Annotated in this window: 15 protein-coding genes; 9 read left to right on the top strand and 6 right to left on the bottom strand. The window is 58.0% G+C overall.

The window, feature by feature from the left end:
- Positions 1–82: 82 nt before the first annotated feature.
- Positions 83–274, bottom strand: a complete 192-nt coding sequence (locus tag PSQ90_RS13400) for a nitroreductase family protein (RefSeq protein ID WP_282210795.1) — start codon at positions 272–274, stop codon at positions 83–85.
- A 185-nt stretch (positions 275–459) separates the two neighbouring features.
- Between PSQ90_RS13400 and ligD the strand changes: the two genes are divergently transcribed.
- From ligD to PSQ90_RS13375, 5 genes are read left to right on the top strand one after another with little or no spacing between them, the layout of a single operon-like run.
- Entirely contained in the window at positions 460–2,892 is a 2,433-nt protein-coding gene (ligD, locus tag PSQ90_RS13395) for a DNA ligase D (RefSeq protein ID WP_282210794.1), read from the top strand.
- A gap of 39 nt (positions 2,893–2,931) precedes the next feature.
- The gene (gene ku / locus PSQ90_RS13390; RefSeq protein ID WP_282210793.1) at positions 2,932–3,843 is read left to right on the top strand and encodes a non-homologous end joining protein Ku; all 912 of its coding nucleotides are present in this window, start codon (positions 2,932–2,934) and stop codon (positions 3,841–3,843) included.
- 6 nt (positions 3,844–3,849) lie between these two features.
- The gene (locus PSQ90_RS13385) at positions 3,850–4,929 is read left to right on the top strand and encodes a tetratricopeptide repeat protein (protein WP_282210792.1); all 1,080 of its coding nucleotides are present in this window, start codon (positions 3,850–3,852) and stop codon (positions 4,927–4,929) included.
- Positions 4,929–5,573, top strand: a complete 645-nt coding sequence (locus PSQ90_RS13380; protein ID WP_282210791.1) for an alpha/beta hydrolase family protein — start codon at positions 4,929–4,931, stop codon at positions 5,571–5,573. The genes PSQ90_RS13385 and PSQ90_RS13380 overlap by 1 nt, the downstream gene beginning before the upstream one ends.
- On the top strand, positions 5,570–6,343 hold the full coding sequence (locus PSQ90_RS13375) for an exodeoxyribonuclease III (RefSeq protein WP_282210790.1): 774 nt from the start codon (positions 5,570–5,572) through the stop codon (positions 6,341–6,343). Before PSQ90_RS13380 ends, PSQ90_RS13375 begins: the two co-directional genes overlap by 4 nt.
- A 4-nt stretch (positions 6,344–6,347) precedes the next feature.
- Here the strand turns inward: PSQ90_RS13375 and PSQ90_RS13370 are convergent, their stop codons facing one another.
- The 5 genes from PSQ90_RS13370 to PSQ90_RS13350 all read right to left on the bottom strand — a co-directional run bounded on the left by PSQ90_RS13370 (position 6,348) and on the right by PSQ90_RS13350 (position 10,373).
- On the bottom strand, positions 6,348–7,547 hold the full coding sequence (locus tag PSQ90_RS13370; RefSeq protein WP_282210789.1) for a mandelate racemase/muconate lactonizing enzyme family protein: 1,200 nt from the start codon (positions 7,545–7,547) through the stop codon (positions 6,348–6,350).
- 69 nt (positions 7,548–7,616) lie between these two features.
- Positions 7,617–8,753 (bottom strand): mandelate racemase/muconate lactonizing enzyme family protein, encoded by a 1,137-nt coding sequence (locus PSQ90_RS13365; protein WP_282210788.1) that lies wholly within the window; start codon positions 8,751–8,753, stop codon positions 7,617–7,619.
- Positions 8,746–9,495, bottom strand: coding sequence for a GntR family transcriptional regulator (locus tag PSQ90_RS13360; protein ID WP_282210787.1), 750 nt, complete (start codon positions 9,493–9,495; stop codon positions 8,746–8,748). Before PSQ90_RS13360 ends, PSQ90_RS13365 begins: the two co-directional genes overlap by 8 nt.
- A 115-nt stretch (positions 9,496–9,610) precedes the next feature.
- Positions 9,611–9,994 carry a nuclear transport factor 2 family protein gene (locus PSQ90_RS13355; protein ID WP_282210786.1) on the bottom strand — a complete coding sequence of 128 codons (384 nt, stop codon included), beginning with the start codon at positions 9,992–9,994 and terminating at the stop codon, positions 9,611–9,613.
- A 67-nt stretch (positions 9,995–10,061) separates the two neighbouring features.
- Positions 10,062–10,373 (bottom strand): ArsR/SmtB family transcription factor, encoded by a 312-nt coding sequence (locus PSQ90_RS13350; RefSeq protein WP_282210785.1) that lies wholly within the window; start codon positions 10,371–10,373, stop codon positions 10,062–10,064.
- Positions 10,374–10,455: 82 nt separating this feature from the next.
- Here PSQ90_RS13350 and PSQ90_RS13345 point away from each other — a divergent pair, with 82 nt between their 5' ends.
- From PSQ90_RS13345 to PSQ90_RS13330, 4 genes are read left to right on the top strand one after another with little or no spacing between them, the layout of a single operon-like run.
- On the top strand, positions 10,456–10,887 hold the full coding sequence (locus PSQ90_RS13345; protein ID WP_282210784.1) for a YeeE/YedE family protein: 432 nt from the start codon (positions 10,456–10,458) through the stop codon (positions 10,885–10,887).
- Positions 10,887–11,342 (top strand): DUF6691 family protein, encoded by a 456-nt coding sequence (locus tag PSQ90_RS13340; RefSeq protein ID WP_282210783.1) that lies wholly within the window; start codon positions 10,887–10,889, stop codon positions 11,340–11,342. The genes PSQ90_RS13345 and PSQ90_RS13340 overlap by 1 nt, the downstream gene beginning before the upstream one ends.
- A gap of 47 nt (positions 11,343–11,389) precedes the next feature.
- The gene (locus PSQ90_RS13335; protein WP_282213069.1) at positions 11,390–12,256 is read left to right on the top strand and encodes an MBL fold metallo-hydrolase; all 867 of its coding nucleotides are present in this window, start codon (positions 11,390–11,392) and stop codon (positions 12,254–12,256) included.
- A gap of 26 nt (positions 12,257–12,282) precedes the next feature.
- Positions 12,283–12,606 carry a TIGR01244 family sulfur transferase gene (locus tag PSQ90_RS13330; RefSeq protein ID WP_282210782.1) on the top strand — a complete coding sequence of 108 codons (324 nt, stop codon included), beginning with the start codon at positions 12,283–12,285 and terminating at the stop codon, positions 12,604–12,606.
- The last annotated feature ends 10 nt before the right edge of the window (positions 12,607–12,616 follow it).

Below are 12,616 nucleotides of genomic sequence, written 5' to 3'. Positions count from 1 at the left end.
CCGCTTCGACCTCAAAAATACAGGCTCGGTCTTCTAGCGTGGCCGCTAGGCGGTTGTGCGGTTTTGCTGCTGACACTTCCCGCTATCCATTGGCGATTCTGGCTGTCGGTTTCGTGGCGTCGCTATCGGCATAGGTCAGACGCGATTTCGGCAGGGCTGCATTGAAATCGGCGGCTGCATCGCGATAGCCGATGGGAACCACCACAAGGCTTGAAAGACCCTTTTCCCGCAGGCCAAATTCTTCGTCCAGAATCTTGACCTCGATACCTTCCATCGGGCCGCATCAATGCCCAGCGCAGCCACGCCCAAAAGGAACTGGCCGACATTCAAATGGACCTGTTTGTCCATCCAATGCTGACGTCATTCATGTCCTGCTTGTGAAAATTGACAAAATGCTCCGCCCGCCATGCACACGATTTCCCCACTGGCGTTCTGACAAATCCGGGTTAGATTTCTTCCATGGCCGATGGCAAACTTGAAAAATACCGGGGCAAACGCAACTTTGCCAAAACGACGGAGCCCACCGGAACGTCGGACGGCGGCAGCAATCGCTTCGTCGTCCACAAGCATTCCGCCACCGCCGACCATTATGATTTAAGGCTGGAACTCGGCGGCGTCCTCAAGAGCTGGGCGGTGCCAAAAGGCCCGTCCCTCAATCCCGCCGACAAACGCTTCGCCGCCGCCACCGAAGACCACCCCGTCGATTATCTCGATTTCGAAGGCGTAATCCCCGCGGGGGAATATGGTGGCGGTCCGATGATCGTATGGGACACCGGCACCTGGGCGCCAATGGGTGACCCGGCCATTGACCTCGAAAATGGTGCGTTCAAATTCCGACTGGTCGGCGAAAAGCTGCGCGGCGGCTGGATGCTGGCGCGGCTCAAGGGAAAACCGAACGAGGGCGAAAAGAGCAACTGGCTCCTTTTCAAGGAGCGCGATCAAGCGATGGATATCGAGGGAGATATTCTGCTCGACCGCCCCGAAAGCGTTAAATCAGGCCGCCTGATCGAAGATCTTGTCGCCACGCCCACTCCGTCCAAAAAGCAAGCCAAACCCCAGCCGGGCAAACGTGTCGGGGCAGTCAAAAAGCCGTTCCCGACTTCTCTCAAGATGCAATTGGCTTCCCCCGCAGACGCCCCGCCCAGACAGGGCAATTGGCTGCACGAGATCAAATTCGACGGCTATCGGACTTTGGCGTTTCTTGAAGGCGACACCGCCCGCCTTATCACGCGGGGCGGGCTCGATTGGACCAAGCGTTACGGCGGCCTCCCGGCGGCCTTTGCCAAGCTCAATTGTCGCGAAGCGGTCATAGATGGCGAAATCGTCGTGCTGGACGATAAAGGCATCAGCCGCTTCGGAAAATTGCAGGACGCGCTGTCGAACGGGGCAGGCAATCAGCTGGTGTTTTACGCATTCGACCTGCTGCATCTTGATGGCTGGGACCTTCGCAACGTGCCGTTGGTCAAGCGCAAGCTCCTGCTTGCCCAACTCCTATCTGGCCACATTGATACTCGCTCGGCCATCCAGTTCAGCGATCACGTCGAGGGCGACGGCACGCCGCTGTTCGACCATGCCTCCGATCTGGGTTTGGAGGGCATTGTCTCCAAGAGAGCCGACAGCAAACACACCGATGGGCGCTCCAAGAGCTGGCTCAAAATCAAGGCGCTCAAAACCGGCGATTTCGTTATCGCTGGCTATAGTGATAGTCCGGCCAATGGCGGCATCGGGGCGCTCGCCATGGCCGAATGGGTAGGTGATGACTTGATCTACCGCGGCAAGGTAGGGACCGGTTTTGATGCCGCCACTATAAAGTCGCTCGCAGATCGGCTGGGCACGATGCGCATCGAGGATCCGATTGAGGGCGCCCCAAGAGAGATCCTACCGGTCAAGCCAATGCTCAAGGCGCGCATTCAATACGCCGCAATCACCAGCGATGGCATGCTTCGTCACGCCGTGTTCAAGGGTCTGCGCGAGACCGAACTTACAACGGCACCAACGGCGCCGCGCCAACGCATCGTCTCGGATGCCGATCTGGCCGGCATCTGGGTAACCAATCCCACCCGGCGCCTGTTCGGAAAGTCCGGCCCCACCAAGCTCGAAATCGCCGTCTATTACGCTGCCGTAGGTGACTTCATGCTGCCCCATTTGTTTGGCCGCCCGGTGTCGCTGTTTCGTTGCCCCACCGGCAAACCGCAGGACTGTTTCTTCCAGCGTCACCCATTCACCGGCATGCCCGCAACCCTTGCCTCTTTTCCCACCCAGAATTCGGAAGGCGAAAAGCAGACCTATATTTCAATTGAGGACGCCAAGGGCTATTTGGCACTGGCCCAGTTCGGCGTCGTGGAATTCCACGCCTGGGGCACCCATAAGAGCCATCTCGACAAACCCGACCGCGTAATTTTTGATCTTGATCCCGGCGAAGGCATCGCCTGGCGCGACGTAGCCAACGCCGCCGTCCACCTGCGCGCTGGTCTTGAGGCCATGGGCTTTGTGCCTTTTGTCAAAACCTCTGGCGGCAAGGGCGTCCACATTGTCGTCCCCGTTACCCAAAAACTGGGTTGGAAGCAGACCCACTCTGCCTGCGCCGCCATCGCGACAAAGCTCGCCACCACGGGCCGCGACACTTTCGTCACCACAATGGGCGCCGACAATCGCAAGAACCGGATTTTCATTGATTATCATCGCAATGCGCGCAGCGCCACTGCCGTAGCGGCCTATTCCTTGCGCGCCCGCCCCCACCTGCCCGCTTCAACGCCGCTCGATTGGCGCGATCTGGAGTCCATAGACTCTCCATCGGACCTGAATTACTCTACACTTCCGGGTTTATTAACCACTTCTGGCGACCCCTGGGCCGACATTAATGAGTCCGAACGGGATTTGACGCCAGGATAGACCCAATGATTCAGCAGAGTTCGCGTACAGGAGGCTGCCTTGGCGCCACGAGCGAGTTGGAAGGGTCAACTGAGGCTGAGCCTTGTAAGTTGTCCAGTTAAACTGTTTCCCGCAACCAGCGCGTCGGAGCGCATCAGCTTCAATCAGCTGCACAAGGAAACCCACAACCGCATCAACATGAAGCCGGTCGATCCTGAACTGGGGCTGGTAGAGCGCTCTGATCTGGTGCGTGGCTATGAGTACGAACCCAAACAATACATTATCATCGAAAACGAGGATCTGGATGCAGTACGCATCGAATCCAACCACACGATGAACATTGAGGCGTTCGTCGACGAGAGCGAAGTCGATGTTCTCTATCAGGATACGCCCTACTATCTGGCCCCTGACGGCGCCATGGCCGAAGAGACGTTCGTTGTTCTGCGCGAGGCCTTGCGCAAAAGCGGCAAGGTCGCCGTTGCCCGACTGGTCATGACCAGCCGCGAGCGCGTTATTACTATTGGTGCCCGCGAAAACGGCATGTTCGTAACAACTTTGCGCAACCCCAATGAAGTGCGCGGTACCACCGAATATTTTGACAACATTCCGGTCGGCAAGCCCGATCCCGAAATGCTCGAACTCGCCGAAAAACTCATCGAACAGAAGGTAAAACCCTTCAATCCCAAGGATTATGAGGACCGGTATGAGCAAGCACTCATGTCCATGATCCGCGAAAAGCTCAAAGGCCATAATCCGATCATCGCCGCCGCTCCCGAACGCGGCAACGTCATCAATCTGATGGACGCGCTCAAGGCAAGTCTGGGCGATGCGAAACCTGCCGCCAAAAGCAAGGCAAAGGCACCTGCGAAGGCCACGCCCGCCAAAACTTCGCCGGCCAAGGCATCACTCAAGGCCGCTCTCGAAGCCAGCAAGGCCGCATCGCCCAAGGCGGCCTCCAAGAAGAAAGCCTGACGTCCCATGCATTTGCGCGGGCAAAGTTTTGGCGTCATCGGGGCATTGAGCGCCTTTCCGCTGCGCCTCGCGGCCAAACGCGTCACCGCACTTGGCGGCCGCCTGCATCGCAACTTTACCCGTGGCACCACTACAATCGTCGTTGGCCGAACGCTCCTGACGCGCCTGAGCGAAACCGAGTTGGAAACGCGGCTGGAAGCGGCACGAGCCAATGGGGCCAGATTGCTCAGCGAAAACGGATTTCTGAAGACCCTCGGCACGCTGCCCGAAACGCCGCCCGCCAACATCGACCGCCAGGCACTACTTGATCAATCCCGGCTCAGCGCCCCTGTTCTTGATCTTTTGACCCTCCTTGATGCATTCGAGCACCACGCCGAACCTTTTTCCTTCCGTGATGTCATCCTGGCCAAAAAATACGCCGGGCTTATTGCCTCGGGCGCCAATTGGAGTGCCATCGCTCGGTCCGTTCATCAGATCGGCCCGGTCGGCTCATTGACCGCGCTCACCCTTCATGCCGGGGCCGACAAGATACTGACCAGTGACAACCATTCATTGGCCGAGCTCGGCGGGCAACGGCTATTGGACCTGCCCGAAACCGACGACGAAGCAGAGGACTATTTCGGACTGGCAGAAAACGCTGAAGCCGCCGAACTTTATGCCGAAGCGGCCTCGCTCTACCAACACTGTTCCGCCATCGACACCAGCGACGCCACCGCCCCCTTCAATCTGGGCAACTGTCTGCGTCAACTTGATGATATCGAGGGAGCAGCGTTGGCCTATGCGACCGCCCTTAAGCGCGATCCCCTGTTCATCGAAGCCTGGTTCAACTATGGCGGTTTATTCCGAGATATGGGCCGCATTGACGCCGCCCGACAGCATTTGATCAAGGCCGCAACACTTGATCCCACCTTTGCCGATGCCGTTTATAATCTGGGCGCACTCGAATATGACGCCGGGAACCTCAACAGCGCCAGCGGTTGGTGGCGGAGCTACCTGCAACTCGATCAAAGCTCGGACTGGGCACGCCGCGCTCGCGCTGGCATAAGTCTTGCCGAAAAAACCACCCGCGACGGGACCACGGGCTAATGGCAACCCATTTCCTGTTTAATGGCCCCCACGATGCGCGTGTAACGGTGCTGCTGGCTCATGGCGCAGGCGCCCCGATGGACTCCGCGTCCATGACTGCGACCGCCGATGCGCTGGCCAAACAGAATTTTCGCGTCGCCCGCTTCGAGTTCGCTTACATGGCCAGCCGACGCACCGTTGCCGGCCGCAAACCACCACCACGCGCCGACAGGGTAATGCCCGAATTCATCGCCGCCGTCGACGATCTCGGCCCGACCAACGGACCGTTGATTATCGGCGGCAAGTCTATGGGTGGACGCGTCGCCAGCATGGTCGCAGACGACCTTCTCGCTGCTGGTCGCATCACCGGACTGGTTTGCCTCGGCTACCCCTTTCACCCACCAGAAAGGCCACAACAATTGCGCACCGCACACCTGCGCACGCACAAAACCCCAACCATGATTTATCAGGGAACCCGTGACCCGTTCGGCTCGCCCGAAGAAATCGCCAGCTACGATCTCGCCCCAACCATTGAAGTCGAACTGCTCGAGGATGGCGACCACGACCTCAAGCCGCGCAAAACCATTTCGGGATTTTCAACCGCCGATCATCTTCAAACCATCGCGCAAAGCCTTGATGAATGGGTCCGGCGCATCGCTCCGTGAGAATCGCCACCTACAATATCAACGGCATCAACCGCCGCCTGCCCAATCTGATGGCCTGGCTTGCCGACGCCGCGCCCGACATTGTCTGTTTGCAGGAGCTCAAGGCAAGCCAGCGTCAGTTTCCCGCCACCGCCATCGCAGACGCGGGTTACGCCGCCGTCTGGCAGGGCGAATCGTCCTGGAACGGCGTGGCCATTCTGGCGCGCGGCAGCGAGCCAGTTCTCACGCGCACCAACCTGCCCGGCAACGATGATGATCATCAGGCGCGCTACATCGAGGCGGCCGTCAACGGCATCCTGATCGCCTCACTTTACGCACCCAACGGCAATCCGCAACCAGGCCCCAAATATGCCTATAAGCTGGCCTGGGCCGATCGCCTCACTAACCATGCCTCCGAACTTTTCGACACCGGCCTGCCGGTGGTTCTGGCGGGCGACTACAACATCGTCCCCCAGCCCCGCGACATTTACCTCACGACCTCATACCGCGACAATGCGCTGGTCCAGCCGGCCGCCCGTGCTCAATTCGAACAATTGCTCGCGCAGGGCTGGACCGACGCCCTGCGCGCCCTCTATCCAGACGAAACGCTCTATACCTTCTGGGATTACATGCGAAACCGTTGGCCGCGAAATGCCGGCCTGCGACTCGACCACCTCTTATTGAGCCGCGATCTGGCAAAGGCGCTAAAAACCGGTGGCATCGACAGGCAAGTCCGTGGCCAAGCAGACGCGAGTGACCACGCGCCCGCCTGGATCGAGCTTCAGCTTTGATTCCTTAATCGAAGAAATCGGCATCTTCCTCGGAGAGATACTTGCGAGCCGCCTCAGGGATCAAATTGACCCCAAGCCCCGGCCGATCCGGCACATCAATCATGCCATTCTTGACCGGCACCCCGTCAAAGCCCTCGGTAATATCGTACCAGAATGACTCAAATCGTGCCGGGAACTCAAAGGCGATGAAATTGTCGGGCAGCGTCGCGCAAACCTGAATTAGCGCCGCCAATCCCAAAATGCCATTGGCCGTTCCGTGCGGCGCAATGGCGATGCCGTGCAGATCCGCATATTCGGCAATCCACTTGAGTTCGGCGATACCGCCACAATCGCAAGGATCGGGACCAACAACATTGACCGCATGGGATTCGATCAACGCCTTGAAGTTCTGCCGCAGATATATCTGCTCGCCGGTATGGATCGGCGTCGTCGTCGCGCGGGTGACTTCGCGGAAAACATCAGGATTGACGAACGGCGAATAATCACCCGTAATCATGTCCTCGACCCACAAAAGATGCAGCGGCTCCATTGCCTTGGCAAAACGCAGTGCGTCATGAGCCAGATATCCCGGCCCGGCATCCACCGCCAGACCAATCCCCTTGCCCAGCGTTTCCTTGGCGGCCGTCACGCAGGCAACCAGATGTTCGAACCCCAACTGACTTATCAGCCCCTTGTGCGGATAAGGAAACGGCGCATCCTTCTGGACGGCGCCATAGTGAAACCCCTCCATGTCCGAAACCATCGACGAGTGAAACGAGGTCGGCAGCTTGAACATGGTGAAGCCTTCCGGCAGCGCCTTGCCATATTCTGCCCAACGCACATAGTCCTCCGGCGTGTGCCCCACACCTGCTTCATGATGATAAAGCGTGCGGTAGGTACGCACCTGATCGCGCACCTTGCCGCCCAACAAGCGATAGACGGGAACATTTGCGGCCTTTCCTGCAATGTCCCAGAGCGCGGTTTCAATGGCGCTGACAGCTGCGCCCCATGGTTTAAAACCACCCCGTACCCGGATGCGTTTGACCACCCGTTCGACATTGACCGGGTCCTGCCCCACTAGCCAGCTTTTCAGCTGCATCACGATGGGCTGCAGATAGGGCTTGGGTGTCTCGATCTGGCTCCACCCGGTAATTCCTTCATCCGTGGTAATGCGGATTACAGGACTGCTGGCAATGACGGCGCATTTTATGTCCGTGATCTTCATCCGGAACTCCCCCTCCTCAATTATGACTCAGAGAATTGCGTCTTTACCGGCATTTGTCGAGCCAACTTATCAGTTGAGTTCAACCGACCGATAATGGGTGGAATAGCTCGAAAATGGCTCCAGATCCGGTTCAAATCCTAGCCCTGGGCGATTTGTCAGTTGCATTCCGCGATGCGGTTCCTGCAAAAATTGATCGGCAAAAGCGCTTCGCAAGGGATTGGGGTTGGCATCGACTTCGAGCAACCCATCGCCACCGGCCGCCGCCAGCAGATGGGCTGAGGCAATCAACCCGATCCCGCCACCGAGATAATGCGGATAATATTGGCGGCCATGTTGCTGAGCGCTGCGCGCCACCGCGAGACACCCGCTGATCCCGCCCCATTTGGCAGCATCAGGCTGAATGATTGATAAAATCCCTTTGGCAATGGCGGCTTCCAACAGCTCCCAACTGGTCAAATTCTCGCCCGCCGCCAGCTTTTGGTTGGTCGCCGCCGCCAGCGCGTCCCAATCCCCGGTTGGCCGGTCCGCCGCCATCGGCTCCTCAACCCATGCCAGATCGAACTCGGCCGTCAGATTCATCATGCTTGTAGCAGTCGGTAAATCCCAATTCTGATTGGCATCAATGGCCAAAACAAAATCGTCCCCCAACGCCCGCACGGCTGACAAATTGCGCAAATCGAGCTCTTGGCCGAACCCGACCTTAACCTTGAATGCGCCATAACCAAGCCGCGCAAAGGCGCTCACTACCTCCTCGGGTCGTTCGGGATTGATGCCGCTCGCATAAATCGGCACATGCTCTCTGAATTCGCCCAGCATAGCGCAAAGCGGCATGTCCGCTTGCCGCGCTGTCAAATCATTGAGTGCAATATCGAGGCCGGCAATCGCTGCCGAAAACGGCCCCTGCTCACCCGACTGCAACGCCATCAGGTGGGTTTTCTGGCGCAGAAATTCGCTGATTTCGGCCGGGGTTTCCAATTTACTCGCCAACAGGAGCGGCGCTAGGATCTGATCAACAATCCTTGCGCGATACTCGGGACTGACAGCTGAATAGTTGCACCAGATTTCGCCAAAGCCGGTCATACCGTTGCGGTCCGTTACCGCTACCAGCACCATTGGTCGATCATACATGACCCCCAACGCGGTCCGCACCGGCGTTTCAATTGGATAGCGGAACACGAAGGTTTCGACCCGGGCAAATCTAGTCACGATGCTCCTCCGTGTCGATTTCCAGGATATCGGCGCGGTAGGTAACGTCCGCATAATATAGGATCCGGTCTGCCTGATTGCGTAGCACGCGCCGGATATGCGCCACCGGGTCCCCCGCCGGATACTTCAGCATTTGCGAGGTTTCCTCATCGCATTTGCCGAAACGGACCAACTGATTGACCCAGATAATATCCGCGTCGGCCAGTTCATTAAGCACGGGCACAGCCAGTTCACGACGAAACCGCTCCGGCGCGCGATTGAACAGGTCGCTATCGAGATACAGCCGGATCACACAATAGCGCAGCGTGTCGCGCACGTGCACACGTTTGATGTAGTTGTACGACGGCGCCAGCAGGCCTAAATCGGGGCCGACAACCGGCATCTCAATGCCTTCTTCAATATTGGAAAAATCAGGCCGGTCGTGCTGAAGGCTGGCGCTCAACCGCTCCAGATTGGTCTCAAGTTTGAGCGGCCGGTGTCCGCGGGCTTTTTCCGTCACAATTGTACCGCGCCCACGCGCCGCAATCAGCAGTCCCTCGTCCGCCAGTATCTTGATCGCGTCCCGAATGGTCACGCGCGCGACGCCCAAATCGTGGGTCAACTGGTCCAGCGACGGCAACACATCATTGGGTGCCCACACACCGGCGCGCAAATACTGTCGAAAATGATCGACAACCTGCATATAAAGCGGCTGTCGACTACCACGCAGAATCTGAAACGGCTTGATCTGCTCTTTATTCACGCGAACCGTCCCTCGCAGCATCCACCCTTCAAAATCTATAGTCCTAATAATAAGCCTTTTGCAAGTCCTTTGCGCCGTGGACGAGACCTTCCGGGGCGCTTGACCGGACGGGCCGCTAAAACATGCCGTTGGGATTTGCCGAGTGCTCCGGAACCACCTGCAGTACATCCCAGTGCTCGACAATTTTGCCATTCTCATCGAAACGGAAAATATCGATGCCTGCATAGTCGTGGTCGTTTGGCCAATGCTGGAAGCAATGCAGAACCACCATGTCGCCCTCGGCAATTGCGCGTTTTACCTCGACGTGCTTATCCGGCCATTCTTTCTGCATTCGCTCGAAATAGTCGATAAAACCATCCTTGCCGGTGGCTACATGCGGATTGTGCTGAATGTAGTCGACTCCCGTGTAGCGCGCGATGGCCTCGCGCGGATCGCAGTCGTTAAACATCATCTCATAGAACGCGATGGCGTTTGCCTTGTTCTGCTCGCGGTTCGGCATCTCATTTTCCTAATTTTGCAATACTTGGGAGATGGAGCGCACTTGCGCGGCAAACTTGCCGACCGGCTCACGACTCTGGCGCGCAATAAATATCATAGAGCGCCTCAAGCACCTTCGTCACATTATCGGACGCCAGACTGTAGCGGATGGATTGCCCATCGCGCCGCGTTCTGACCAGCCCCAACGCCCGCAACTTCCCCAGATGCTGCGACAAGGGCGATTGCTCCAATGCCACCAGTTCAGACAATTCACTGACGCTGCGCTCGCCACCCAGCAAATTGCACAGGATCAACAACCGCTTGGTGTTAGCCATAGCGGTGAGCAACAATGCGGCCTCTTCGGCCCTGGGTTCAAGTTCCTTGACGTCCATGGTTGACATATTAGAACATTCGAATATGTTAATGCAACAAATATCGGCGGCGCTGATGTAAGCCTTCAACCTATAACGCGGCACAAACAAAATGATAACAGACTTTACTCCCTGGCAGGCCCTTTTGGGCGGGGTGCTTATTGGCGGGGCTGCCGTCGCACTGATGGCCATTCACGGGCGCATTGCGGGCATGACCGGCATTGTCTCTGGCGCGCTTTCAACCGCAGGTTCGGACAAGAATTGGCGTCTGGCCTTTCTTGTCGGGGCCATTGCCGCCCCACTGCTGTTCATCAACCTGCCCGGACAATCCCTCCAGTTTGCCAGCGACTCACCCCTCTGGGCGGTACTTTTCAGCGGCGCTGTCGTCGGAATTGGCGTATCCTTTGCAGGTGGTTGCACAAGCGGCCATGGCGTTTGCGGCAATGCCCGCCTTTCGCCTCGCTCAATCACCGCGACGGTCGTATTCATGGCCGCAACATTTGCGACGGTGTTTGTCGTTCGCCATGTACTGGGAGGATTTTGATGCGATCCATAGTGTCTGCGGCCCTGATCGGCCTCGTATTTGGCGCGGGTATCGTGATCTCCGGCATGAGCAATCCAGCCAAAGTACTCAATTTCTTCGATCCCCTCGGCACATGGGACCCCAGCCTTCTCGTGGTCATGGTCTCAGCATTCGCCGTGACATTTTTCGGCTACCGTCTGGTCTTCAAAAAGCAATCACCACTTCTTGACATAAAATTCCATCTCCCGACCAGCCGCGAACTCGACCTGCCCCTGATTGGTGGATCAGCCTTGTTCGGCATCGGCTGGGGCATTGCCGGTTTTTGCCCCGGCGGCGCCATTCCTGCACTCGGCCTGGGTGAGCCATCACCCTTTGCGTTCGTCGCCGCCATGCTCGTTGCCATGATTTTGGTCAGCCGACTGCGCAAGACCCAATTGTCGACCCGCTCCCTCACCCCGCAACCCTCGCTCAATTGAAAGGAAACAAATTGACCACGCTTCAGCCCATCCCTTTTGTCCCTGACATGACGACGAGTCCCACAGTTGTGTCCTTCTTCGACACCGCCACCAGCACGATCAGTTATATCGTCAAGGACCCGGCCTCCACTGCCTGCGCGGTGATCGATTCCGTCCTCGACTTCGATTACGCCGCCGGCAAAATGACCTTTGACGGTGCCGACCAGATCATCGCCCATATCCGCGACAATAATTGGCGCCTCGAATGGCTGATCGAAACCCACGTTCACGCCGACCACCTCTCTGCCGCCCCCTATATCCAACAGAAACTGGGTGGCAAGCTCGGCATTGGTGACCAGATTTGTCTCGTCCAGGACACCTTCGGCAAGATTTTCAACGAAGGCACGGATTTCCAGCGTGACGGCTCCCAGTTCGATCGCCTGTTCAAGGAGGGCGACACCTACAAGATCGGCAATCTAACCGCCCACACCCTGTTCACCCCCGGCCACACACCCGCCGACATGGTCCATGTCATAGGCAACGCGGCTTTTGTGGGCGATACCCTGTTCATGCCCGACGGCGGCTCGGCCCGTGCCGATTTCCCCGGTGGCGATGCACGCACGCTCTATCGCTCCATCCAGCGGCTCCTGCTGCTGCCGGGCGAAATGCGCTTGTTCATGTGCCACGACTACGGCCCCAATGGCCGCGACATCCAGTGGGAAACCACCGTCGCCGCCGAGCGTGACCACAATATCCACGTCGGCCACGGCACCGATGAGGACACTTTTGTCAAAATGCGCGAAGCCCGCGACAAAACCCTGTCGATGCCCAAACTGATTATTCCCTCGTTGCAGGTCAACATGCGCGCCGGCAAACTGCCGCCCGAGGAAGACAACGGCACGACCTACCTCAAAGTCCCCATCAATAGCCTCTGATTTCCCTTCGACAGAAAGCCAACCCCATGAAAATCCAGCAGGTGGACGACCACTTCGCAACCGCAGCCCAGATCCAGCCAGATGATCTCGCGGCCTTGGCCCAATCCGGCTTCAAGGCCATCATCTGCGCCCGCCCCGACAATGAAGACCCTGGCCAACCCGCCTTTGCCGACATCGCCAGGGCGGCTGAAGTTGCAGGCCTCAAGGCCTTCCACATTCCCGTCTCAGGCCCCCTCACCGAAGGGCAACTCATTCGCTTTCAGCAAGCCGAGGCCGATGCCGGTGGCCCCATCCTTGGTTATTGCCGTTCTGGCGGCCGCGCCGGCAGCCTCTATAAAGCGACCCGTTAGCCCAACCCGA

It is taken from the genome of Devosia rhodophyticola, assembly GCF_028816475.1.
Lineage (GTDB): Bacteria > Pseudomonadota > Alphaproteobacteria > Rhizobiales > Devosiaceae > Devosia > Devosia rhodophyticola.
The sequence above is the reverse complement of the archived record's forward strand: the minus strand, read 5'-3'. Positions and strand labels throughout refer to the sequence as shown.